This is a genomic window from Novosphingobium mississippiense, assembly GCF_044029535.1.
Classification (GTDB): Bacteria; Pseudomonadota; Alphaproteobacteria; order Sphingomonadales; family Sphingomonadaceae; genus Novosphingobium.
The window spans coordinates 1,661,437-1,686,946 of the sequence record NZ_CP147003.1; the positions used below are offsets into that span (position 1 = coordinate 1,661,437).

Sequence of the window (25,510 nt, forward strand, 5' to 3'; positions counted from 1 at the left end):
GGGTGCGTCTCATGGATTAGTGTCAAGCGGCCAGCTTGGCATCTTCATGATGCGAGCAGATCAGGGCCTGGCCGAAGATGATGGCACGACGAGAATTCAGAATCGATCACGTCAATCTGAAGCAACCGCCAGACATCGCAGAGCGCCTCGCGCACATCCATTCAAGAACAGGTCAACTGCATTTTCCGCGGAAACGCGCGGATTGCTGTAGCACTCTGCGCTTGCGGGCTCCAAAATGACCACATTGGTAAAGAAGATCGTTTGCATGAATTGGCGCGCGAGAAAATCTGCATCGCCCCCTGCCAGCGTCCGCCGATCAATCATCGCTTGGAAGTAGTCGTTCAGCCGGGCGGCTTCCTCGGTCCGAAGGATATCGAGGCAGCGTCCACTGATATCTGGATGTGTGATCGAAGCGCTCAGGAGCACCCGAATAAATTCGTAGAACGGCCTGGCGCCGAAGACCGGCCGGAGCATCTGGCGAATGTGCTGCTCGGCAAACGCGACAAGTACGTCACGAACCGGTTCATCACAGCGCAGCACAGACCGGGTACCTTCCGAAGCGGTTTTCGCAGCGTCGATCATGCATTCGGCGAACAATTCCACCTTGTCACCAAAGAGCTGATAGATCGCAACTTTCCCCACACCGGCAGCCTGCGCGATGTCGTCGATCGTCGCACCGGCATAACCGCGATCGAGGAAAATTTCGGTTGCTCGCCGGAGAATCCGTATACGTCGTTGAGGCGAGGCCGTTTCCACCGGGCAAGGATTAACACCTTTGCCGCAAGAATCCATATCAACGTCGGGCGGAATGGTAGTTTTCCGATGTTTTGGAACATTAACGACCTTGCAATGTCCCAGTCCTTTCAATCAACAAGGATGCTCCCTGCCTCCCGATAGGACGGAGCTTCCCCGTCAGCTTGTAACAAGCGCCATCCGCGCAATGAATCAAACTGACACGGGTTACCCGGGCAAGGATCATTCCAGCATGCGAACAGTAGAGCTTCCCCCGCTTGATCACGCCGAATTTGCACGCCGTTACGGCCCTTGGGCGGTGATCGCCGGAGCCTCGGAAGGAACCGGTGCAAGCTATGCAGAACAACTTGCGGCGATGGGCATCAACGTGGTCCTCGTTTCCCGCCGCAAGGAGGCCCTGGATCAACTGGGCGAACGGCTCGCCGGTTTGTACGGGATTGCGTTTCGCTCGGTGGTTGCCGATCTCACGCAATCGGGAACGGGCTCCCGGCTCGTCGAAGAGACACGTGATCTCGATATCGGACTCTTCGTTTCGAACGCCGGGGCCGACGGGGCCGGCAACAGTTTCCTTGGAGAGCCGGTTGATCGAGCGCTCAGCCTTCTGACCATGAATGCAGCCAATGTCGTCGAAGCCGTTCATGGCTTCGGCAACAGACTCGTCAAGCGGCGCAGCGGGGGGATCATAGTCATGTCTTCGGGAGCCGGACTTGGCGGCCAGCCCTGGCTGACTATGTACTCAGCGACGAAGGCTTTCGAGTTGAATTTCGTGGAATCGCTTTGGGCAGAGCTCGACGGACAAGGCGTAGATATCCTCGGAATTGCCGCCCCGATCATGGACACTCCGACCCTGCGCCGGGCGACCGAAGGGCTCGGGATGGACTATTCGACCGCCTACGATCCCGCAAACGTCTGTGCACTGGCCCTTGCAAGCCTGGGCAAGGAGCCCCTTGTGATCGTGCCCGACGGTCCGGATGAAGCGCAGATCCCGCGCATCCAGGCAGACCGAAAGACGCGCCTTCTTGCCCTCGCCGAATGGGGCAAGGCGTACACGGCTGCGGCGAACGGCTGATTTGCTAAGGGATAGCGGGAAATGATGGACGAGGTCGACGTCGTCGTTATCGGAGCCGGCCACAACGGCATGGCGGCCGCAGGCTATCTGGCGCGTGCGGGCAAGAAAGTCGTCGTCGTCGAGCGCCTTGCGAAAGTGGGCGGGATGACGAGCTCGGGCTACATGATTCCGGAAGCGCCTGAGCACTTGGTAACGCCCTGCGCCGTGGAACTGCTGTTTGCGCGCAAATCTGGCATCATCGAGGACTTCGATCTCCATAAATACGGCCTGCGGACTGTCGATCCTGATCCCACTTACGCCTACCTCCATCCCGATGGCAGCTCTATCGCCCTCTTCTATGACTATCGCCGCACGGCGGAAGACATCGCCCGCATCAACCGCAACGACGGCAAGGCCTATCTGGATTTCATGAAGACGTTGAACGTCATGATGGATATCGGATTTCCCATGATGATGGCCGAGCCCGGACGCCCCGACGTGCGGAATATGTCGAAGGTGATCAAAAGCGCGGTCCGCAACGTCCGGCTGAAAGACGAACTGGTGGCGATGTCCAAGGCGACCGCCGACCAGATCGCCTGCGAAAGGTTTGAAGACCCCGCAACAATCGCGCTGTTGCTGGGAATCGCCGCAGGCGCCGGTCCCATCGATGACGACGGAAATGCTGCCGCGTACATGATCTTCGCCGTCACGCATAAATACGGCACCGGTAAACCCATCGGCAGCCTCCAGTCGTTTTCGGACGCGCTTGCTCGCAGTATCGAAGCATCGGGCGCCTCGATCGAGCTCAATGCGCCGGTCGCGGAAATCATCGTCGACGACGGCGCGGCCAAAGGCGTGCGGCTGGAAAATGGCCGGATCATACGCGCCAAGATGGTGATCGCGACGTGCGATCCCAGAACGGCGATGCGCCTGACGACGCCGGGCGGCGTTTCACGCACATTGTTGCAACGTATCGAGCACGCCCCGTCGAACCGATCCAACGCCGCGCCGTTTCTCGCCAATGTCGCGATGTCCGGGCCGCTGCGGCTCAAGCGACATCAGGACATGCGCCATGACGATGCCGATCTCGACAAGGCTGTGGGGCTCATCGGAACGCCCGTCGAAGTGCGGCAGTCATTTGCCATGGCGCGACGCGGCGACATTCCCGAACGTCACGCGATGTCCCTCAGCCCGCTGTCCAATACTGATCCTTCACAGGCTCCGGCGGGCGGTTCGCTGGCCTACATCTACTTGCCCGGTGTTGCTGTGGATGCGCGCGAGGGCTGGAACCCGGAGCTGAAGGACCGAACGATGGCCTCGATCATAAGCCATCTTGGCGAGTTCTACGACGGGCTCGACACAGAGGTCGGGCGCTTCGTGGAAACCGCGCGCGAACGGGAAAAGCGGCTCAACGTCAGCAATGGGTGCGTCACCCACATAGATTTCGGTGCCCTGCGATCGGGGGTGCACCGTCCGGCTTCCGGTTTCGGCGGCCCCCGGCCGCCATTTCCCGGCTTTCTTATCGGCGGTGCAGGCGCTCATCCCGGCGGCGGTGTGTCCGGTATTGCAGGACGGATCGCCGCTACCCGCGCGCTACGAGCGCTTAAAAAAACAAGGTAGCCGGTGGTTTGAACTGACCCAAACCCACGCTGTCCCACACTCCGCCCACCTGTGATGGTGCGCACTTTGCGTTGGCCAGCGAAACTGAAACCTTGGCAAAGACTATCTCTGATTTGTCTCCGAATTAATGACTGCTGCGAGGGATATTACGTCGACATCTGATGAGGGCGATAGTCGTGAAATCCGTCTGATGGCCACCAAACTCGGGCAATCGGCTTCACAAAACGACGCGCAAGGGCGTAACTGGCTGGGTTCTCGCCAGGCAAGCAGCGTGACGAACTGCTTCAAGCTCATCTAGATACCCGGTCAAGCGGGCCTTACCGAGCTCGACGACGTGTTTACGCCCGGTGCATTGCAGCTCCCGAAAGTATTCTTCAGCCTCATGTCTGTCGAGCCTGGATAGTAGCATTGCCAGAAGGTGGCGCGTTGCGAATTGTGCTCCCTCGAACTCGAGAGCTGCGCGTTCCAAATTGTCTACTCGTTCTTCAACTTTTGAATGCATGCAAATCACCACATGACGCGTTTAATCGACGAATGATATTCGCGCGCGCCGCATCCATCTTCATGAGCCAGTGCGGCGGAGCTATTCCCCGAGGAGAATTTGACCGCTCCGCCGATGCGCTTGTATTGCCGCAAACAACTGGATTCATTTTTCCAAAACTGCTCATCAAATTTTCGGCGGAAACCAAGTATATCGCATCAGCCACGCCGTCATGCCGCCCATGGACGATATGACGGCGCAACTGATAGGTTCACCGCGACGATCGCGCAGCTTGTCGGCTTGCCCGGCTCATTCGCTATGGGGCGTGGAATAGGAGCCCAATCGCGGCTGCACCTGAAGGTCCCGCGGTACACGATCCGGACCAATCTGGCGGTCGATTTCCTCTTCGAACCAATAGAGGGCGCGCTCCTGATAACCCGTAACGATAGAAGACAATGCGCCGTTGCGCAGCGATTGCTGTATGCTGGAGAATAGGCAAAGGTCCTCTGACAGGATGTGTTCGGTGGCCTTTCGCATTTCGCCCCAATATTCCCTGTCGGCATCGTCATCCGTTGCCCATCCCATCTGGCGCACTTCCATGATCGACTTGTTCGGCCCGGCCGGCCAGAAGCATTGCAGATTGAAACCTACGGGATCGAGCGAGAAGAACGTGTTCGGAAAAGTGGGCAATGCGACCGTGTTCTCGAGAAAGACGTCGGCAATATCGTCAGGCTGCACAGGCGGCTTTTCGAAGAGCGAAACGCCGCCTTTCTTGCGCGTGCCAAAACGCATATGGCCACCGTCGTAAAGAGCTATCACGAAACTGCGGGAATCGAGGTGCGGTGCAAGCGTCTTTGGATGAACAGTATTGACGTGATAGATTTCGAGGAAATTGTGATAGGCGATTTTCCAGTTGCAATCCATTTCGACCGTGAACCGGTCCTTCACAACCATGCGTTCGAGGGGATATCCTTCGGTCAAGGCAACAAATTCGCCAAGAAATTCGCGCAAAGGACCCGCCGCGTCATCAAAATTGATAAAGATGAAGCCGCGATAAGTTTCGCAGCGCACTTCTGCCAATCCGTGGTCCGACTTTTCGAAACAGGCAAAATCGTGTTGGCTGGGCACCGCTTTCAAGGCACCGTCCAGCGCGTAACTCCAGGAGTGGTAAGGACAGACGAACCGCGAGGCCCGTCCTTCCTCCTCAAGCAGGAGGGGCGAACCGCGGTGCCGGCAGGTGTTGTGGAATGCGCGAATCCGGTCGTCCTTTCCGCGGGAAAGGATCACGGATCGATCGAGGTGCTGAAAGAGTCGGTAAGAACCGGGCTCTGGCAGCTCCGAAGCTATGCCGGCGAGCAACCACGCACGATCCCACAGCCCTTCTTTCTCGAGGGCCGCAAACCGGGGATCGGTGTAGCGTCCAGCCGGAATGGGCGGCAAGGCAGGAAAGTCGCTCGGGTGTTCGGTCCGGGCCAACTGATCGTCCATCGTCCGCTTGAGCAATTGCAATGCAGCTTCATGCATGGGCTGTCCTCCTGGGTATTCTCGTCTCCCGATGTGGGCAGGATGGCGGGGAGGTGCGAAAGCGAACCTGCAATCCGATAGGGTTCAGTGGCGGAAATCCGATCAGCACGGATCGAAGCAATAGGCGCAGATCTTGTTACCGTCGGGATCGAGCAAATAGGCGCCATAGGCGTGGGGGACCGCATTCCGCTGTCCCGGCCCCCCTGCATCGGTTCCGCCCGCCGCCAACCCGGCCGCATGAAACTGGTCGACCGCAAGCCTGCTGGGCGCCTTGAATCCCAAGGTCGCACCATTTGACGAAGTCGCGCGGCCTTCCAGGGGATGCAGAATGAGCAATTCCGGAACAGTGCGCCCATAGCAGAGACCTTGTTCCTGAAACGGCCCCAAATTGGCAATACCGAGCGGCAGCAGCGCAGCATCATAGAAGCAGGCTGCCCGCCCCAAGTCATTGGTGCCGAGGCACGCGTGGGTAAAAATGCCCATTTTCTTTCCCAAAAAGCACCTCAAGCAGGCGCTCTCGAATTACCGTCCGATGCAGTTGGCGAGGCCGCTTGGGGGCATCAGGCCATCCCAAATACACTCTAGCTTGAGCAGCGAAATATTGACGCGCTCAAGCGCCGGACGAAAAAGCCTCAGCCACCGCGCGCGTATCCATGTACTCCTTGCCCGAAACGATCTGACCATCTCGGATGATCAGAAGGTTATGGTACTCGTTGCGATAGACCCGGTCGGGAAAAACCATCTCGCCGCTCACTTCCACGGCAACTCGCTCACCTTCAGCGGTGATTCCAACAACGTTCGCCGTGCGCCGCTCAGCCGACAGCAATCCGCCCTTCACGCTGGCGATGAAATCCGCCCGTGTCATGTCGCCATGGCCCAATATCCACCATTGGCAATCGGGGTGCTGCAAAGCCTCGATTGTCTCGAGATCCCCTTCCTCCACAGCCCGCATATAACGCCGTACAATTGCCTTATTTTTCTCGATATCGCTCACCGCTTTTCTCCGCTGCCTTCACCAAGGTGCCGTTCGGAAATCTACACGTTCCGATATGACTTTCGTTGATCGTCCATTCCGCGTGGCTAGCTCCCTTTTCGGATCGACAGGAGCGCGAGATAGGAAACACTCTGCTGCGGATCAGCGGCCAGACGCGTGGCAAGCCTTGTTCTTAATTCTTCCATCAGGCGTTCCGGATCTCTGTTGCGGCCTATCTGGGCCAGGAAATTGGGGCCGTTCGCCGCGCACATCATCGACGCCCACTGAAAGCCGAATGCCTCCGCGTCCCCGGTTTCGCGGTAGGCATCCCAGAATGGATCTGGCGAGCGGACGCAAGACACGTGAACTACCGAGAGGTCAGGAAGGAGCCCTTGCTCGAACGGCGCCTTCAATTGCTCCAGGGAACGTCCCGCCGATGGAGAGGTCGCCATGAATGTATCGTCGTCATCGAGCAGGCCCTCGCGCCTCAAGTCGAGGAGCGTTGCCCAGAAGTGGCCAGCCATCCATTCGAAGCCATGTCGGTCGCCGCCACGCCCCATGAACTGGCACACCAGACGCCCTCCGACCCTCAATTCCCGCGACCGGGCCCGCAGGAAATTGAGTAAATCCTGGGCAAGCACGTCATCGACAGCTTCGCGCGCGAGCACGCTGCTGCTGTATACGGCCCAGCCGTGATCGGCGACATTGACGGGGTTGTGACTGAGCCAATGCAAGGCGTTGGACGACCACCCCAAGTCCACGCTGTCGGAGGGTAGAATCTGTTCGAAATAGGACCGGCCCACCGCCATCGGGAATACATCGCGCCGGCCCGCAAGGTAGCTGTCCGATTCGGTCGCAAGGAGCCCAAACAATGACGTGTAATCGTTGGATGGGAGATCGGTATGAATGATCTCCAGTGCTCGTTGGCCGTTGTGATCCCTCACAAGGTCAATGGCTGTGCCCATAGGAAGCAGCGAATTGCGCCCTTGCGAGGCGCCGTAGTCCACAATCCGAACCAAGCCTTGGGAATTCGCAGCGATAGTTCCCACTGCCTCCTCCCAGAGAGGAAGCGCCGAATGAAGATTGGCATGCTGCAAACCGGAATGCCGGTTGTAAGCACCTGCTCCTGCCATCGAGGCGATCGGTTGGCGCACTGGATCAGCCATAGAAAGCCTCCGCCAGCCGCACGCTGTATGTCCTGCTCTTTTCGGGCGAGAGGCCATAATGCGGAATTACGGGCGTAATCGCGTCTGCCGCCGCTGCGCGCCTAGCCACGCCGGCGCGCACCTCGTCTACATCGCCTACAACCGCGATGCTCTCCACCATCTCGTCCGGGCATGCGGCAGTCATCGCCGCTAGATCGCCTCGAGCAAATGCCGCCTGGATAGCGGAGGCTTCCTTGCCGAAGCCGATCTCCTCGAAATAGCGCAGATATTGCGGGGACTGGCTGTAATAGGCCACGGTCGCCCGGCAATCTTCGATGGCCTCTTTGCGATCCGGATCAATCGCCGTGAAGATCGAAAGGTTGAGCGAAAAATCTCCGCGCTCTCGTCCCGATTTGTCTAGCCCTGCCCGGATATTCGGAATGACCTCGCGTTCGATCCAGGCCTCGTTCCACAGAGGGTGGCCCAGCAGTCCATCGGCAATCTCGGCAGCCTGAAGGCAAGCCTTCTGAAATACTGCAGGAAGATAGATCGGAATCTCATTTCGCACCGGCGGCTGCAACAGGCGAAAGTGCGAAAGGTCTAGACTGTGGTAATCGCCCTTGAGCTGCGACAGTTCGCCGGTGTGGCCGAGAGCCACAATCTTGCGGATCATGCCCACAACTTCGCGCATGTGTGCAAGCGGCTTTCCATAGGTCGACCCGAACGATCCTTCCGTCTGGCTTTGCGCGCTGGAGCCAAGTCCCAGCACGACACGGCCGCCACTGATCAGATCGAGATCAACCGCGCTGCAAGCGGTCTCAAGCGGGCTGCGCACGAATGCCAAGGCGATGCCCGTCCCGAGTTTGAGTTTCTGCGTGGCAGGCGCGGCGGCCGCGAGGGTCGAAAACGGCGCCCCAAACATTTGGGGTGCCCAAACTCCCTCTACTCCGGCGGCTTCGTAGCTCCGCACCGCCGCGACCAGCTCCTCACCAGGCATTGGCGCGATTTGCGCCCAAACAGCTTTTCCTTTTGCCATGCTATCGCCTTTCAGAAGCCCTTGGTGTCGAAATAGTCGCGCCACGCCGTAATGTACGGGCCGTCCATCTCCAGTGCGCCCATCAGCCGCAGCGAAACGAGTTCCGCGCCGTCTGCTCCGTAAAAAATATCGCTGCGCTCCGTGAGGACGACGTTGCCATGAGCTGCGGCATGGTGAACAACGACTTCGCAGCGCTCGAAGGGAATGCGGGCCAGGAAACCCTCAACGAAGGCCATCGCTTCTTCGATTCCGACTGTCGTCGCCACGCCAACATTTTCCCAGCGCGTTACGGACGTGAATCGCTTCCTCATTGCCGAGATCATGTCTTGCGCGGTGCCGCCGCTTTCATCGAAAAATGCCAGCACTTCCTGCAACGGCCCCGCCATATTCGCCTCCCCGATCTGCAATCGGGGCACCATGGGGACTGATGGCAGGCAATGCCCCTGCCGAAAGATAGCCAGCCCGAGTTAGGGCCGGCGCCCTGGCCTCATCGCCTTGGGAAGATCGGAATCCGTCGTGCCTGGCATTGGCCGTTCGTTGCCCCCCAATCATTTGCCGCAACATGACGTCGCTTCGGCGACACTATGTCCTCGTGTTGAAAGTCATAGTTGCAGCATGCTGCACAGCTCTTCCTATAGTGCTGCGGCACAAGCGAACGGGAGTGCCGCAACCATGAGCGCCGTCGACGAACTGATCGCACTTGCACGATCAGCAGACCCATTCCGCAACGCCCCGGAACAGTTGGCCGAACTGCAGCTCGAAGCCGCACGAGAACGTTTTTCCGAGCGGCGCGGACAGATTGGTGTGCTGAACAAGCGCGCCAGAGAGGCAGGGATCGAAAGCATAGACGGGCTGTCCGATCTTGTGCCCCTTCTCTTCGCTCACACAAACTACAAAAGCTATCCGGAAGCCTTTGTCGACAACGGGCAATGGGCTCACATGAACCTATGGCTTGGCACCCTCGCAACCTATCCCACAGACAACATCGACGTGTCGGACGTGCGCGACATCGATGAGTGGTTGGACCGCGCACGTTTGGCCGGCCACCACGTATTTGCCTCGAGCGGAACATCTGGAAAATCCTCATTTCTGGATCAGTCGGACCAGGACCGGGACATCAGCGTCACGGCCTGTCTGCATGCCGCTGACCTGTCCACGCCCAGCTACGTCGCCGATCACTCGCGCTCGGTCTTCACGATGATGCCGGAGCGCGGCACCCATAAGATGATCGATTTCTGCAACCGCCACTTTCCTCGCTGGGCAGCGCCCGGCGAACTGCACCGATTGAGCGAGGATCCGATCCGTGCGTTCGATGCTATGAGGCCTGCGCAATTGAGGCGTTTGTTGGCAGCAGGCAAGATCGGCCCAGGCGAGATCGCAGCCTACGAAGCCGAACTTGAGGTCCGCCGCATCAAGCGTGCAGCCGAGTTCGAGACCTGGATCGACTTGTTGGAAGACCGCCGGCACAGTCCCCTTTACATCGGCGTAATGTACGGCGTTGCCTGGCAGATCGTAGAAACGCTGCGAAAGCGCGGGATAAAGAACGGAGATTTCCACCCCGACACTCTGATGAGCTTCGGGGGAGGCACGAAGGGCGCTGCGGTCCCAGCAGACTACCGGGAACAAATCCAGCAATTCTTCGGCGTCACGCCCGACCGGATTACCAGTTCTTATGCAATGGTGGAGATGAGCGGCTTCTGCGCCAAGATCCAGCCGACCGAGTCTTATGCGGTACCCCCGTGGATCGTCCCCTTGGTTCTCGACAAGTCCGGCGAACATCTGCTCGGCACGACCGGTGACATGGGCCTCGTCGAGGGGCGTATGGCATTTTTCGACATCCTCGCCGATGCGCGTTGGGGCGGCGTGATTTCCGGCGACAAGGTGCAGGTGGAGTTCGGATCGGGCCTTGAAGGGGTTAAGACACCGGTGATCCACGCGGTAGCTCGTTATGCCGATCTCGAAGAGGGCGAGGACAAACTCAGCTGCGCGGGATCCATCGACTCCTACGTCCGCGGGTCGATCTCGTCTCCCCCGACTTTCGCGGCTTGAACGAGGAAACAGTCATGCGACCGGAAAGCATGTCCAACGAGCCGAGGCTGCTGATAGCGCACGTCATAAAGGGAGAAGTACAGCTCGACGCTGCAGTCGAGCATCGCTCCCGAGCGAGCGCGAGCCCGGTGATGAGCCCTGCACTGGATCTCGACGCGCTGATTTGGCCCAGACGCGACCCCGGACCTGCGTTCGAAACGCCGCTGGCGGAAATCGTCGATTTCCTCGTCGAGGTCGGCAAGGCACTCGATTTCGATAAAAATGCCCATCTACAGGAAGCGGCAGCCCTCAATCTTCACTGCAATAGTCTTGGCGCGCGGATTCTGGAAAACTGCTACAGGGACATCGGTTGGTTCTTCACGCGCGAGGCCGTCGAAGCCGAGGCGGAGCAATCTCTCGGTTGGCTCGGCGCGAATGACGGCTGGATTAGACGTGATATCCAGGGCCAAGCCTTCGACATCCGGGCGTTTCCGCCGCGCATGGTCCATATTCTTGCCGGAAATGCCCCCATCGTGCCGCCAGTGACGATCGTGCGCGGGGCTATCAGCAAGGGCGTTCATTTGCTGAAGATGCCCTCGAACGACATGTTCACTGCCACGGCACTTCTGCGCACGATGGCTGATGTCGGGCCCAATCACCCGGTGACACGCTCGTTCTCGGCGGCCTATTGGCGCGGCGGCGATACCGCGATCGAGGAACACATCTTCAGATCCCAGTATTTCGACAAGCTGGCAGTGTGGGGAGGCGAAGCGGCCGTTCGCCATGCAATGAAATATGCAGCTGCCGGTTTCGAGATCGTATCCTTCGACCCCAAGATCTCGATTTCGCTGATCGGCAAGGAGGCTTTCGCAGGATTGCCTATAGCCGAGATCGCCCGGCGCAGCGCGGCCGATATCATCGCTTTCAATCAGGACGCATGTAGCTGCGCTCGCTTCCAGTTCGTCGAGGGATCCTTACCGCAAGTTGATGCCTATTGTGAGGCTCTCGTAGCCGAGATGGGCAAGGATGTTCGGTATGGGAATGGACAAGGCGGACCACGTCCTCCCGAGGCATTGTTGGACGAACTCGATATGCTCGGCAATCTCGAGCCGATTTACCGTGTGTTCGGACAACCCGACGGCACCGGAATGGTTGTTCGATCAAGCGATCCGGTCGCATTCAATCCCGGTGGCAAGCTTGTCAACGTGGTCGCCGTCTCCAGCCTAGCGGAGGCGATTGCCCATGTCTCCGTGGCCACCCAGTCGGTCGGCGTCTATCCGCCCGGCCGCATCACGCAGTTGCGCGACGGGCTGTCGTCGGCCGGCGCGCAACGCATCGTCGGCCTTGGCAACATCAATAGCGGAAAGTTCGGCGGCCTGCCGCACGACGGGGGATGGCCCGTCCATCGCATGATGCATTGGGTCGTGACCGAAGCAGAGAGAGCCAACACAGCCATGAACCGCACGCATACAGGACCGCTTTCGCTCGATACCTACCGGCTGCTTGGCCGTTCGGGCTTACGAGTTTCGCCTTTGGCTCTGGGTACAATGACATTCGGCGAGGAATGGGGCGCTGGCGAAGAGGAATCCCGACGCATTTTCGATGCCTACGTCGATCAGGGCGGCAATTTCATCGACACTGCAGGATATTACGCAGGCGGCGTTTCGGAAGATTTGACGGGCAAATTCGCCGAGGCAAAGCGCGACAGACTGGTTCTCTCCACCAAATACTCCCTGACGCGATCGGTTGGAGATCCCAATGCTGCCGGAAACAGCCGGCGCAACATGATGCAGACCGTTGAGACGAGCCTGCGCCGGCTTCGCACCGATCGCATCGATCTGCTATTTCTCCATGTCTGGGACGATAGCACCCCCGCAGACGAAATCATGCGCGCCTTTGATGACTTGGTGACCCAGGGCAAGGTTCTTTATCTGGGTCTGTCCGATACGCCCGCCTGGCAGATGGCGCGATTGCAGACGATGGCCGACCTGCGCGGCTGGACCCAGTTCGCAGCGTTGCAAGCCGAATACAATCTTGTGGAGCGTACCGCCGAGCGGGATCTCATTCCTGCTGCAAAAGCACTCGGCATTGGCGTGATGCCGTGGTCTCCTCTTGCCAGCGGCTTGCTGTCCGGCAAATACGCGGCCCGGAGCAACGGAGAGGGTCAGGACACTGGAGGACGCGGCGCCATGTTGGCCGCTGCGGGCAAGCTGGACGCTCGTACGTTGGCCATTGCTGACGCCGTTCAGGCAGTCGCCGACGACGTCGGCGCTACTTCGGCACAAGCGGCCATCGCTTCCCGGCCGTAGTCTCGCCGTTGCTGGGTGCACGAACGATGCGGCAATATGAGGACAATGTAGCCGCTCTCGGCGTTTCGCTGGATCTGCACCATCTCGATCGATTGGAAGCGGCCAGTTTCACTCCGAAAGGCTTCCCGCACGAATTCCTGGCAACGGACTTCATTCGCCACGGATTGACCGCCGGCACCAAAGTGCGACCCCGAGCAAGCTGATGGAGTGCTGGCTCAGGTTGCCCGGATTAGCCGTCCGGGGCGTGCGCCGGTATCGACGCCATCCCGACGAGTGATGACGCCGCTAACCATCGTCGCACGATATCCGGACGCATGTTGCGCCAAGCGGCGACCGCCTCCCGGCAAATCATGAACGACGTACGGGGCGTGAAGCCTGAGGGCTGCATGGTCGATCAGGTTGATGTCGGCCTTCAGCCCTTGTGCCAGCCGCCCCCTGTCGTGCAGACCGAGAAAGGCGGCATTATCAGCGCTAAGCGCCTTGACAGCAGCCGCGACGGAAAGTCGCTCACCGGCGCGGTCGCGTGCCCAGTAGGCGAGCATTGTCGTTGGATAACTGGCATCGCAAATAATACCGTAGTGCGCTCCTCCATCTCCCAGGCCGATTATGCTGCAAGGATCCTTCATCATGGCGAGCACCGGATCGAGAGAGCACTGCGCATAGTTTGAGAAAGGCATCAGGATTAAGGATTTCCCTTCCTGTTCCAGCATCAGTTCGTAGGCGAGTTCGGCCGGTTCGATTCCACGTCGTTTTGCAAGAGATGCAATGCTGGAATCGGGCGACGGCTCGTAGTCCGGTTCATCACCGAGCGGAAAGAGATTATCCCATGTTCGCAGCAGTGCGTGGAGCGGCGTAGGCGTTTCATCGGGCTCTTCCGCCACAAGTCGTTCGCGAAAGCGTGAATCGCGCATGAGCCTTACTTTTTCAGGTAATGGCAGATCCTCGAGCGCCCGATAGGTCCGGCAATAACTGAAGGCGTTTGCCGAAGTGGAAAGGCCGCACAATGCTCCCATGAGCCGGGGAAAGACCTGAGCCAGGATCGGTGCCGCTCCGCTACGGTTATGTTCCAGCAGCGCGTCCATCGTCTGCCGCCAGCCATCGGGATTTCCGGCCCACTGGGCCAGCGAATACGTCACTGGCCTGCCGGAAGCGCAAGCCATTCGCTTCATCAGATCGATGTCGCCCGACCAGTCTGCAGTGTCGAGGTTAGGGATCATTTGAATGACCCCTCGTCCACTCTCTCCCACAGCCCGGGCGAGTGCTTCCAACTCTTCGCACGCGGCCTGGAAGGAGGGAATGAAGGCTCCGTCCCCGCGACGATGGACGAGCGAGCGCGAGGTTGCAAACCCCAGTGCGCCGGCATCCATGGCCTCGCTGACAAGCTCGGAGAGACGGACGATATCCGCAGGCGTCGCCGCTTCTCGGTCCAGGCCGCGCTGGCCCATCGCATAGACGCGCAAGGGAGAGTGGGGAATGTATGCGCCGACGTCTACGTCCCACCCACAGTTGCCTAGCGCTTCAAGATACTCCGGAAAAGTCTCCCAGTTCCACGGCAAACCCGTGGCCATGACAGCCTCGGGGATATCCTCAACACCCTCCATGACATTGACGAGTGCTTCTCGGTCGCCCGCGCGGCATGGCGCAAAGCCAACCCCGCAATTGCCTATGACTACACTTGTGACGCCGTGTTCGGCGGACGGCACCAAACTGTCCGACCAAGTCACTTGGCCATCGTAGTGCGTATGGATGTCAATGAAGCCCGGCGTCACGAGGAGACCATTGGCATCGATCTCTTCTCGGGCTCGCTCCAGGTTCGCCCCGATGGCAGATATGCGGCCGTCGAGGACAGCAATATCTGCCACGAATGGATTCCCGCCGGTCCCGTCGACGATCGTGCCGCCTCGGATGATCAAATCTGCGTCGGGCATGGCTCAATCCTTCAATCCGCCAACGAGGCCAAGAGTTCACCCGGTGCATGTTCCTCGGTCACCCACTTCACCATCCGGCGGACCGGCTCGATCGCATCCTGCCGCTCCATGTTATGCTGCATGGTCGCAGCGCCCCCCAACGACACGATCCGTTGAACTCCCTGATAAGCCAAGCGATCGCGCAGCGCCTCTTTGAGACTTTCCGGGAAAATCCCAATCGTCTGAGTGTAGGCGTTCACGGAATTGATCGCAGTATCCGTGGTATCGACCGGGACGATATTGCCCACGCGGCATGCCAGTGTCCGAGAGAAATCAACTGGGTAGTCATCCTGGCTGACGATCACCGCGCCTTCATTAGATCGCCCGCCGAAAACCCGGTACTCTTCATCGTTAAGGCGAACGCCATCAATTTCCGACTTGAGTGCTGTGTCGAATGCCTTGTGAGGCGTACTGAGATGATCGGGCAATCGCTGGAGAGCCTCGAAGGTGAGTTCGCCCAGGCGGTTGGCGTTGCGCAGTCCGACATCATCTGTCCCGCTTTCGACGTAGATGACGCGCGCCGAAACGCAGCCCTCCTGGTTCTGTGCGCCAATATCCAGAGCGAGGCGACGCGCCACCTGTTTCATGGTTGCGTCGTCGGCAAAGGCTTCCCTTCCGATGATCGTTCCGGAGAGCTTGGGGTCCTGCGTTATGAGATCGATGCCTGGCTGGAGGTAGCGCGTGATGTGCTTCACTGAATCGAAACCGCCCCAGGCAACGATTTTCTCGATGCCCCGCGGATCATAGATCACCGGTTCAACCAGCTCATCGCCGCCTTTCCAATAGGCGACGGATATGTGTCTGGACAATGGATGCTCCGGCGCCATCTCGGCCATAGTCCGGACGATCGCCGCTGCCGTCAGCGGATCGTTCGACGGCAACTTTATAATCGCATCAGATCGCGTCAACGCGTTGCGGATTACTGTCAATATCGACACGATAGGTGCATTGCCGGCTATGACATGGACAGCTCGTGCCCCGAAAGCGCGCGTGCGCGCGGAAAGGCCAGGGAAAATGCTCGGTCCTTGGTCAACCCAGCCTTCCAGATAATCGACGCCGCACGAACGCTCCATCATTCGTCGCATCTCCCCGCGATCAAACGTCGCGCCCATATGCTGGAAGTGGCGGCGCAGGATGCTTTCGGACAGTCCAGACGTCAGGCAGGACAGACGAAATGCCTGCTGAAGATGGCGGTTCCGTCCGATGTCCAATCGTTCACCCAGCGCGACCAGGAAATCGAGGATTTCTTCGAACCGCAGCGAATAGAGATCGGCCATCGCCGACGGCGTGCGTAGCGGCAAGTCCGCTACGTATTTTGCCAAATCCGGGGCACGAAAGGATACGCCTCCCCGGCGTCCACCATAGAGGACATCACCATCATCGATGATTTGCCCTCGGATAATGAGAGGAACGCGGAAGTCATCGTTCATCAGCTTTCTCACATCGATAGTTCGGCAAGGAATTCCAGCGCCCTGTCATGAGCTTCGGGTGCGCCGGCGCAGACTACGCGGTCATCGCCGCCCTCCTTCTCGCTGTAACGGCGAACCGGCGGGATGATGTGCACCCCAGTACGGCCGCAGGAACAGGGCGTCTGCCAGCCTGAGAGCGTGATTTCGTCGCCCGTGACAAGCCCCGCCCAATAGGTATTGGGCATCAGGTCAAACGAAGCGTATCGTCCGGTCTGGCCATCCTTGCGCGGCAGGGGCTTACCCGTGGCCGGATCGAGCAGAAACGGGATTTGGATCGGTGGGATGTGATAGTGGCCCTGCTCGCACATCATGCACAGCCCCATCAATTCCGAGGTGGCATACATTTCGTAGATCGTGTCGAATCCAAGGAATTCGAGCACGCGCTCGCGCCAATTGTCCGGAAGCTCCTTGCCCTTGTTTCCCCCTCCGGTCAGCAACACGCTGCCTTTACCGAAAACGTTCGTGAGACCACGTTTCAGCCCCTCTTCCGCCCAATCGTAAAGGATTGCCCACATAGCCGTGGCATAGACATCCTTGCCGCCGAAACGACGCTGCGCCTCGGCAAAGAAATGTTTGAGGTCTTCCGGTCTTCGGCGTTCGAGCTCGAGCAGAGCCTCCCGGCGTTCCGCCAGCGCAGGAGAAATAGCGAGGGCACCAGCCTCGCCCCTCGCCTCAGCGGCCCTCAGCCGCCCACCGAGCGAAGCAATATCCGCGCTGAAGCGGGATTCTGGATAGAGAAAAAGGGCATTTTCCTCACCCTTGGCATAGAGTTCGATTTGGATGCCATTCCCTCGCTGCGTCGCAGCCGCCCCGTAGCGATAGCCCGGGATGATGATCGGCATTCCGTCCTTCAGGATGTCCGGGCCGCGCTCCGGCCACCAATCGCGGATGATTATCGCGGAGTGGATAATGGTCTCTCGCCACTGCGCCTTGCTGCGCGGTACGAAGCTTAGCTTGCCGGTGGTGCCCGAAGTATGCTGCACGGTCAGGTCGGTCGCGGCATCCAGCAGATCGATCCAGTCATCGATAGTCTCTATTCCCGACGCATCGACATGAGAGATATCGCTCGTCGTAAGGCCCGAAAGCCACTTGGTCAGCTTGTCGAAGCGGCCTCGCTCAAGATAGCTTATCGGGTAGGACTTATAGACGGTGTGTGGGAATAACAGCGGCGCCAGGTCATCGATCGTTTCGATCGTCTCGATCCCCTGTTCTCGGGCCAACCGGTCGAGAACGGAAAGACCCGGCCGGAGCTGTGCGAAGCGCTTGCGCGCGCCCGCAAGATGGAGCCTGTCAATTTCCTCCTGCTCAAGCGTAAATGCCAGATCATAGGGCGCATCATGAAAGCTTGTCGGGTCTTCGATGAGGCGGTCGAGGTACGTAGTCATGATGCGAATCCGTCCTGTTTCGATGACGAATTCTGGCTCTCCATTGGGGCTCACGACAACGAAGAACGGTGCCGCGTTCGCGCCAAACTATTGTCAGGAGGTCATGTCGAATGACGGTGTGCAACTGATTGAGCGCTCGCGATATTCGCGTGGCGTCAGGCCGGTTGCCCGCCGGAAAGCCGCCGAAAAAGCGGCCGGGCTCTGAAAACCGCAATTACCGGCGATAACCTTGATCATCATCGCATCGTCGCGAAGTTGCTCCTGAGCCCGGGCGATACGGCGCTTGGCGATATAGCCGGTTAACGTCTCTCCCGTGGTCGCGCGAAAGGTACGGATGAGATGTCTCGGACTGGTGCGAATTTCGGCGGCGAGGCAGGATACCGAGAGGTCGGTGCCCAAGTCCGCTTCGATCCTGTCTCTCACTCGCTGCAATCGCCAAACCGGCATTTGTCCGGATCCGGCATCCCGTGGAGATCCCGATTTCTGGAAATGGCGGCACAGCTCGACCACAAGGAGGAGCGCCATGCTCTCTAGCAGAATAGCCTGACCGAATCCCGGATGCCGCAATTCATTCGCCAACCGGGCTAGGCCCTGCCTTATCGACACGCTCTGAACATCGAGACAAGGAGCCAGATCAGCAAGCTGTTCATCTTCGAACAGTTCCTCGGCGCGCTCGTTAGCGAACGTCAGGCAAAGAAGGCTATGTTCGCCAGGCTCACTCCACGTCGCAAATTCGCCGCCCTTTGGGAGAAACACGACGTTTCCCGGAGGATCGGCTAATTCGTTGGCGGTCCTGAAAAATCGCGAGTTTGGGCAACGCGGGCCGAGCGAAAAATCAAGGTAGTATGAATTCGGCTCGTACAGAGCGCGACTGCCCTCATTCCAACCGAAATGGCGGATGTCCGCAAAAATGCCATTGATTTCGATTTCGCGTTCAATGCGGAAATGAGACGCCGTGTGAGGTGCGCACATCGGCAAATCGCCTCGATCCGCAATGCCCATGTTCGGCCTCCTCGTCAGCCGAATTGTTCCGCTCGTCGATGGAACCAATCCGGTCTTCGATGTCATGCGCCGAGCAGGCCCTCCTCCGACCCGCCCGGCGCCCGCGTTTCAAAGCAAGGGGCCTTGAAACGCTATAACTCTATTCCTGGTCACCTTGCGGCGAACCTCCATATACCGCAACCTTCCTTCGGATAGGGCGCCTGAGCGCCCTGACAGCGGAGGCGAACATTTCAAACGGACTTGGTCAGTTCCGGCACGGCGCTGAACAGATCCGCCACGAGGCCGACGTCGGCGACCTGGAAGATCGGGGCGTCCTCGTCCTTGTTGATGGCGATGATGGTCTTGGAGTCCTTCATGCCCGCAAGGTGCTGGATCGCGCCCGAGATGCCGACGGCGATGTAGACTTCGGGAGCCACGATCTTGCCGGTCTGGCCGACTTGATAGTCGTTCGGCACATAGCCCGCGTCCACCGCAGCGCGCGAGGCGCCGACGGCAGCGCCGAGCTTGTCGGCGAGCGGCATGATGTACTGTTCGAACGTCTCCGAATCCTTCAGCGCGCGGCCGCCCGAGACGATCACCTTGGCGCTGGTCAGTTCCGGACGTTCGGACTTCGCGAGTTCGGCACCCACGAAGCTCGAAAGGCCGGCGTCACCGGCACCTGCGACGTCTTCGATGGCAGCCGAACCGCCCTCGGCAGCGGCCTTCTCGAAGGCCGTGCCGCGCACGGTGATCACCAGCTTGGCATCGCTCGATTCGACGGTGGCGATGGCGTTGCCGGCGTAGATCGGACGGGTGAAGGTCTTCTCGCCTTCGACCGAGAGGATGTCCGACAGCTGCATCACGTCGAGCAGCGCGGCAACGCGCGGGGCGACGTTCTTGCCGGTGGTGGTGGCGGGCGCCAGGAACGCGTCGTGGTGGCCCATCAGTTCCACGATCAGCGGCGCGACGTTTTCGGCCAGCGCATGTTCGTAGGCGGCGTTGTCGGCCACGTGGACCTTGGCGACGCCGGCGATCTTCGCGGCAGCCTCGGCAGCGGCACGGCAGCCAGCGCCTGCGACCAGCAGGTGAACTTCACCCAGCTTGGCGGCAGCAGTGACGGTGTGGAGCGTTGCGTCCTTGACCGACGCGTTGTCGTGTTCGACCCAAACGAGCGTCTTCATTAGGCGACTCCCAGTTCCTTGAGCTTGGCTACCAGCGCATCGACGTCGGCAACCTTGACCCCGGCCGAGCGCACGGGCGGCTCCGAGACCTTGAGGGTCTTGAGGCGCGGAGCGATGTCGACGCCGTAATCGGCGGCGGTCTTCACATCGAGCGGCTTCTTCTTCGCCTTCATGATGTTCGGCAGCGAAGCATAGCGCGGCTCGTTGAGGCGCAGGTCGGTGGTGACGATCGCGGGCAGCGAAAGCTTCACGGTCTCCAGACCGCCATCGACTTCGCGGGTCACGGCAACGTGATCACCGTCGATCTCGACCTTGCTGGCAAACGTGCCCTGCGGGCGGCCGGTGAGGGCTGCGAGCATCTGGCCGGTCTGGTTCGAATCGTCGTCGATCGCCTGCTTGCCGAGGATCACGAGGCCCGGATTCTCTTCGGCAACGATCGCCTTGAGGATCTTGGCGACGGCCAGCGGCTCGACTTCGGCATCGGTCTCGATGAGGATCGCACGATCTGCACCCATGGCGAGTGCGGTGCGCAGCGTATCCTGCGCCTTGGCCGGGCCGACCGAGACGGCCACGATCTCTTCAGCCTTGCCCGCTTCCTTGATGCGGATAGCTTCTTCGACCGCGATCTCGTCGAACGGATTCATGCTCATCTTGACGTTGGCCAGGTCAACGCCCGTGCCGTCCGCCTTTACGCGCGGCTTCACGTTGTAATCGATCACCCGCTTAACGGGGACGAGGATCTTCATCGAACTCACTCCATTTCCAGAATGATCGCGTCCACTGCAAGGCTTTCGCCTGCCTTGGCGTTGACCGCCTTCACCACGCCCGATTTCTCGGCGCGCAGGATGTTTTCCATCTTCATCGCCTCGACAACGGCAAGCGGCTGTCCAGCCTCAACCTTGTCACCCTCGCCCACGTGGAGCGCGACGAGCAGGCCCGGCATCGGGCAGATCAGGTACTTCGAGAGATCCGGCGGGATCTTTTCGATCATGTGCTTGTTGAGCGAGGCGATGTGGCTCGGGAGGATCAGCACGTCGTGGATCGCCCCGCGCGTGGTCATCTTCAGGCCCGTGCGGGTCGGCGCGACACGGATGCCGATGGCCTCGCCGTCGATCTCGGCATCGATCAGGCGATCACCCGGCGTATATTCCATCGCGAGATCGACGGAGATGCCGTTCACCGTCACGTCCTCATCGTCGATGACGACTTCGTACGGCGCCTTGTCAACGAGGACGGTCCATTCCGACGGCGGCGCCAGACGGCGCGAAGCGAGCTGCCCGTCGACCCGGCGCGCACGGTCTGCCCGCGCGGTAGCGACGAAGGCGGCAACGGCAGCCAGCTTGCCCTTTAGTTCTTCCGACGCAGGCGCGCCGGTGAAGCCTTCGGGATATTCCTCGGCGATGAAGCCCGTGGTCAGCTCGCCCGAGCGGAAGCGCGGGTGCTGCATGATGGCCGAGACGAAATCGATGTTGTGGCCAAGGCCCTCGATCTCGAACAGGTCGAGCGCGGCAACCTGCTTGTCCGCCGCTTCGTCGCGGGTCTCGCCCCAGGTGATCAGCTTGGCGATCATCGGGTCGTAGAACATCGAGACTTCGCCGCCTTCATAGACGCCGTCATCGACACGCACGCCGTCGATCCCGCGGCGGCCGTTTGCGGAGCCGTCGTCGTCCCAGCCATCAACCGGCGGCTGATAGCGCACGAGGCGACCGGTCGAGGGCAGGAAGCCGCGATAGGGGTCTTCGGCATAGACGCGGTTTTCGATGGCCCAGCCGTCGATCTTCACGTCGGCCTGCGTCATCTCCAGCTTTTCGCCGGCGGCGACGCGGATCATCTGCTCGACCAGATCGACACCGGTGATCGCTTCGGTGACCGGGTGTTCGACCTGAAGGCGGGTGTTCATTTCCAGGAAGTAGAAGCTCTCGCCCGTCGGATCGGCGCCCGAGACGATCAGTTCCACCGTACCGGCCGAATAGTAGCCCACCGCGCGCGACAAGGCGACGCACTGCTCGCCCATGGCCTTGCGCATCTTTTCGGTGACGAAGGGCGACGGCGCTTCCTCGACCACCTTCTGGTGGCGACGCTGGATCGAGCATTCGCGCTCGTTCAGGTAGAGGATGTTGCCGTGCTTATCGCCCAGGATCTGGATCTCGATATGGCGCGGGTTGAGGATGAACTTCTCGATGAAGACGCGGTCGTCGCCGAAGGAGTTCAGGCCCTCGCGCTTCACGCTCTCGAAGCCCTCGCGCACGTCCTTTTCGTCGTAGGCAAGGCGCATGCCCTTGCCGCCGCCGCCGGCCGAGGCCTTCATCATCACCGGATAGCCGATCTCGTTCGAGATGCGCACGGCGTGCTCGGTGTCCTCGATCTCGCCGACGAAGCCGGGCACGACATTGACGCCGGCCTGCTTGGCAAGCTTCTTGGACTCGATCTTGTCACCCATCGCGGCGATAGCGCCAACGGGAGGGCCGATGAACTCGATGCCTTCTGCGGCCAGCGCCTCTGCGAAGGAGGTACGCTCGGACAGGAAGCCATAGCCCGGATGGACGGCTTCGGCGCCGGTCTGCTTGCAGGCCTGGATGATCTTATCGGCAATCAGGTACGACTGCGCGGCAGGCGCGGGGCCGATGTGGACGGCCTCATCGGCCATCTGCACGAACGGTGCGCGGGCATCGGCGTCCGAATAGACGGCCACCGTCTGAATGCCCATGCGGCGCGCGGTCTTGATCACGCGGCAGGCAATCTCGCCCCGGTTTGCGATGAGGATTTTCTTGAACATCAGATATCCGTTTTCCAGGTATTCGTACCGAATGGTTTGCGGAGATTTTCTGCAAACTCTCCTGCTGTTGGATCGTTCATGCTACTTCCAGCGAAGAACCGAGCGGCGGCATGTTGTGGCCAAGCAGGCGCAGTACGTCGGCAGCACTCTCAACCACGTTCGTACCGGGGCCGTAGATGCCCTGAACGCCGGCATTGCGCAGGAATTCATAGTCCTGCGGCGGGATGACGCCGCCGGCGATCACCTTGATGTCGCTGCGGCCGGCTGCGCGCAGTTTCTGGATCAGTTCGGGGATCAGCGTCTTGTGACCGGCGGCCAGCGAGGACGCGCCGACCACGTCGACCGCGCTCTCCAGCGCCAGCACCACGGTTTCTTCCGGAGTCTGGAACAGCGGGCCGGAAACGACGTCGAAGCCCATGTCCCCGAAAGCGGAGGCGATCACGTTCGCACCGCGATCATGACCGTCCTGACCCATCTTGGCGACCAGCACCTTGGGCTTGCGGCCAAGGCGACGCTCCACCGCCTGCACGCCATCCAGCACCTGCTGCCAGCGGCTGTCGCCCTCGTAAGGCGCGGCATAGACGCCCTTCACCGGGGTCGGCTGAGTGCCATAGCGCTGGAAGCTGTCTTCCATGGCCGAGCTGATCTCGCCCAGCGTCGCACGGGCGCGTGCGCATTCGACGGCGAGCGCGAGCAGGTTGTTCTCGATGCTGGCAGGCGCGGCGGCACCGTCGCGCAGGGCCTTGAGCGCGGCCTGGCAGGCAGCCTCGTCACGGTCAGCCTTCATCTTGTTGATGCGGGCGATCTGGCCTTCGCGGACCTTGGCGTTGTCCACTTCCAGCGTTTCCAGCAGGTCTTCGCTGGCAAGGCGGTACTTGTTGACGCCGACGATCACATCGTCGCCCCGGTCCACACGGGCCTGACGGGCGGCGGCAGCGGTCTCGATCATCGCCTTGGGCCAGCCAGCGGCGACAGCCTTGGCCATGCCGCCTTCGGCCTGCACGCGCTCGATGATCTCCCAGGCCTGGTCGACCAGCTGCTGCGTCAGCGATTCGATGTAATAGGACCCACCCAAAGGATCGACGACATTGCACATGCCGGTCTCTTCCTGGATGATGATTTGCGTGTTGCGGGCGATGCGGGCCGAGAAGTCGGTCGGCAGCGCAATCGCCTCGTCCAGCGCGTTGGTGTGCAGCGACTGGGTGCCGCCCAGCATCGAGGCCATCGCCTCGATCGTGGTGCGGATGACGTTGTTGTAGGGATCCTGCTCCTGCAGCGAAACCCCCGAAGTCTGGCAGTGCGTGCGCAGCATCTTCGACCGTTCGTCCTTGGCGCCAAGCTCCGTCATCACCCGGTGCCACAGCACGCGCGCGGCGCGCAGCTTGGCCACTTCCATGAAGAAGTTCATACCAATGGCGAAGAAGAACGACAGGCGGCCCGCGAATTTGTCGATATCGAGGCCCGATGCCACGCCGTACTTCACGTATTCCGCGCCGTCGGCGATGGTGAAGGCCAGTTCCTGCACCTGCGTCGCGCCGGCTTCCTGCATGTGATAGCCGGAAATCGAGATCGAGTTGAACTTCGGCATCTCGCGGCTGGTGTAGCCGAAGATGTCCGAGATGATCCGCATCGAAGGCTCTGGCGGGTAGATGTAGGTGTTGCGGACCATGAACTCCTTGAGGATGTCGTTCTGGATGGTCCCGTCGAGCAGCTTGCGATCGACGCCCTGCTCTTCGCCGGCAACGATGAAGAAGGCCAGGATCGGAATCACCGCGCCGTTCATCGTCATCGAGACCGACATCTTGTCGAGCGGAATACCGTCGAACAGGATCTTCATATCCTCGACGGAATCGATGGCGACGCCGGCCTTGCCCACGTCACCCACGACGCGCGGATGATCGCTGTCGTAACCACGATGGGTGGCAAGATCGAAGGCGACCGAAAGGCCCTTCTGACCTGCCGCAAGGTTGCGGCGATAGAAGGCGTTCGATTCCTCGGCAGTGGAGAAGCCCGCGTACTGGCGGATGGTCCAGGGACGGCCGGCATACATCGAGGCGCGCACACCGCGCGTGAACGGCGCGAAGCCGGGAAGGCCGGGATCGACGGTCACGTCCTCGGCAGTGTAGAGCGGCTTTACCGCGATACCCTCGGGCGTGTTCCAGGTCAGGTCCTTGCCCTTGACCTCCTTGTCGGCGGCTGCCTTCCAGTCGTTGATGTTCGGTCCCTCGGTCATCGCACTACCCTTGCAGCTTCGTCATCCTGAACTCGTTTCAGGATCCATTCCTCGCCCTCTCACCGTCGTCGCCCGGAGGCGAAATGGATCCTGAAACGAGTTCAGGATGACGGTGGAGCTTGGGCGACGGCTTCTATTCAATGCGCCTCTTTGGGCGTTTCCATGATCTCGGTGAGCTGACCGCCCATGTCCTTGGGGTGGACGAAGAAGATCAGCGTCCCATGCGCGCCCATGCGCGGCTCACCCAGCACCCGCTTGCCAAGGCCTTCGAACCACGCCTTGGCGGCGTGAATGTCCGGCACTTCGTAGCAGATGTGGTGCTGGCCCCCGAGCGGGTTCTTCTCCAGCCACTTGCCCACGGCCGAATCCGGCGTAGTGGGCTGAAGCAGCTCGATCTGCGTGCCTGCTGTGCCGTCTTCACCGGGTGTGTTGACGAAGCAGACCCGCACTTGCTGGCTTTCCAGCACGAACGGCTCGGTAATATCGGTGGCGCCCATCACGTCGCGATAGAACGCGATCGAGGCGTCGAGATCCGGCGTGGCGACGCCGATATGGTTGAGACGACCCAGCTTCATTTAGCAAAAACCTTCAGTTGGGACAT

The 25,510-nt window shown here is 60.3% G+C and carries 20 protein-coding genes; 4 read left to right on the forward strand and 16 right to left on the reverse strand.

Translation table 11 applies throughout. The features are described from left to right. Positions 1–111: 111 nt before the first annotated feature. Positions 112–867, reverse strand: a complete 756-nt coding sequence (locus WBP06_RS25820) for a TetR/AcrR family transcriptional regulator (RefSeq protein WP_395335287.1) — start codon at positions 865–867, stop codon at positions 112–114. A 73-nt stretch (positions 868–940) separates the two neighbouring features. On the opposite strand from WBP06_RS25820, the gene WBP06_RS25825 reads away from it, so the two are divergent. Continuing rightward, entirely contained in the window at positions 941–1,822 is an 882-nt protein-coding gene (locus tag WBP06_RS25825) for an SDR family NAD(P)-dependent oxidoreductase (protein ID WP_395335289.1), read from the forward strand. A gap of 21 nt (positions 1,823–1,843) precedes the next feature. Continuing rightward, positions 1,844–3,421: a phytoene desaturase family protein gene (locus WBP06_RS25830; RefSeq protein WP_395335291.1), complete on the forward strand. Its 1,578-nt coding sequence runs from the start codon at positions 1,844–1,846 to the stop codon at positions 3,419–3,421. Positions 3,422–4,211: 790 nt separating this feature from the next. Here WBP06_RS25830 and WBP06_RS25835 read toward each other — a convergent pair. From WBP06_RS25835 to WBP06_RS25860, 6 genes are all read right to left on the reverse strand, one after another. Then, entirely contained in the window at positions 4,212–5,426 is a 1,215-nt protein-coding gene (locus WBP06_RS25835) for an aromatic ring-hydroxylating dioxygenase subunit alpha (RefSeq protein WP_395335293.1), read from the reverse strand. A gap of 102 nt (positions 5,427–5,528) precedes the next feature. After that, the gene (locus WBP06_RS25840) at positions 5,529–5,909 is read right to left on the reverse strand and encodes a VOC family protein (protein WP_133085015.1); all 381 of its coding nucleotides are present in this window, start codon (positions 5,907–5,909) and stop codon (positions 5,529–5,531) included. A gap of 127 nt (positions 5,910–6,036) precedes the next feature. Beyond that, positions 6,037–6,420, reverse strand: coding sequence for a nuclear transport factor 2 family protein (locus WBP06_RS25845; RefSeq protein WP_395335297.1), 384 nt, complete (start codon positions 6,418–6,420; stop codon positions 6,037–6,039). An 86-nt stretch (positions 6,421–6,506) separates the two neighbouring features. Next, the gene (locus WBP06_RS25850) at positions 6,507–7,565 is read right to left on the reverse strand and encodes a hypothetical protein (protein WP_395335299.1); all 1,059 of its coding nucleotides are present in this window, start codon (positions 7,563–7,565) and stop codon (positions 6,507–6,509) included. Beyond that, a complete protein-coding gene (locus WBP06_RS25855; RefSeq protein ID WP_395335301.1) occupies positions 7,558–8,580 on the reverse strand; it encodes an LLM class flavin-dependent oxidoreductase in 1,023 nt (340 codons plus the stop codon). Before WBP06_RS25855 ends, WBP06_RS25850 begins: the two co-directional genes overlap by 8 nt. 11 nt (positions 8,581–8,591) lie before the next feature. Next, the gene (locus WBP06_RS25860; protein WP_395335304.1) at positions 8,592–8,966 is read right to left on the reverse strand and encodes a limonene-1,2-epoxide hydrolase family protein; all 375 of its coding nucleotides are present in this window, start codon (positions 8,964–8,966) and stop codon (positions 8,592–8,594) included. A gap of 286 nt (positions 8,967–9,252) precedes the next feature. Between WBP06_RS25860 and WBP06_RS25865 the strand changes: the two genes are divergently transcribed. Both WBP06_RS25865 and WBP06_RS25870 read left to right on the forward strand, forming a co-directional pair. Then, entirely contained in the window at positions 9,253–10,629 is a 1,377-nt protein-coding gene (locus WBP06_RS25865) for a hypothetical protein (RefSeq protein ID WP_395335306.1), read from the forward strand. A 29-nt stretch (positions 10,630–10,658) separates the two neighbouring features. Next, positions 10,659–12,917, forward strand: coding sequence for an aldo/keto reductase (locus WBP06_RS25870; RefSeq protein ID WP_395335308.1), 2,259 nt, complete (start codon positions 10,659–10,661; stop codon positions 12,915–12,917). A gap of 215 nt (positions 12,918–13,132) precedes the next feature. On the opposite strand, the gene WBP06_RS25875 is transcribed toward WBP06_RS25870, so the two are convergent. The 9 genes from WBP06_RS25875 to mce form a co-directional block, all read right to left on the reverse strand. Then, positions 13,133–14,845: an amidohydrolase family protein gene (locus WBP06_RS25875; RefSeq protein WP_395335310.1), complete on the reverse strand. Its 1,713-nt coding sequence runs from the start codon at positions 14,843–14,845 to the stop codon at positions 13,133–13,135. Positions 14,846–14,856: 11 nt separating this feature from the next. Beyond that, a complete protein-coding gene (locus WBP06_RS25880; protein WP_395335312.1) occupies positions 14,857–16,314 on the reverse strand; it encodes an acyl-CoA reductase in 1,458 nt (485 codons plus the stop codon). An 8-nt stretch (positions 16,315–16,322) separates the two neighbouring features. After that, positions 16,323–17,738, reverse strand: coding sequence for a hypothetical protein (locus WBP06_RS25885; protein ID WP_395335314.1), 1,416 nt, complete (start codon positions 17,736–17,738; stop codon positions 16,323–16,325). Positions 17,739–17,831: 93 nt separating this feature from the next. Further along, entirely contained in the window at positions 17,832–18,740 is a 909-nt protein-coding gene (locus WBP06_RS25890; RefSeq protein WP_395335316.1) for a helix-turn-helix domain-containing protein, read from the reverse strand. A 230-nt stretch (positions 18,741–18,970) separates the two neighbouring features. Continuing rightward, on the reverse strand, positions 18,971–19,900 hold the full coding sequence (locus tag WBP06_RS25895; RefSeq protein WP_395335319.1) for an electron transfer flavoprotein subunit alpha/FixB family protein: 930 nt from the start codon (positions 19,898–19,900) through the stop codon (positions 18,971–18,973). After that, a complete protein-coding gene (locus WBP06_RS25900) occupies positions 19,900–20,646 on the reverse strand; it encodes an electron transfer flavoprotein subunit beta/FixA family protein (protein WP_395335321.1) in 747 nt (248 codons plus the stop codon). The genes WBP06_RS25895 and WBP06_RS25900 overlap by 1 nt, the downstream gene beginning before the upstream one ends. A 5-nt stretch (positions 20,647–20,651) precedes the next feature. Beyond that, on the reverse strand, positions 20,652–22,676 hold the full coding sequence (locus tag WBP06_RS25905) for a biotin carboxylase N-terminal domain-containing protein (RefSeq protein ID WP_395335323.1): 2,025 nt from the start codon (positions 22,674–22,676) through the stop codon (positions 20,652–20,654). A 76-nt stretch (positions 22,677–22,752) separates the two neighbouring features. Next, the gene (scpA, locus tag WBP06_RS25910; protein ID WP_395335326.1) at positions 22,753–24,909 is read right to left on the reverse strand and encodes a methylmalonyl-CoA mutase; all 2,157 of its coding nucleotides are present in this window, start codon (positions 24,907–24,909) and stop codon (positions 22,753–22,755) included. A 137-nt stretch (positions 24,910–25,046) separates the two neighbouring features. Then, positions 25,047–25,484, reverse strand: a complete 438-nt coding sequence (gene mce, locus WBP06_RS25915; RefSeq protein ID WP_132385595.1) for a methylmalonyl-CoA epimerase — start codon at positions 25,482–25,484, stop codon at positions 25,047–25,049. Positions 25,485–25,510 lie beyond the last annotated feature (26 nt).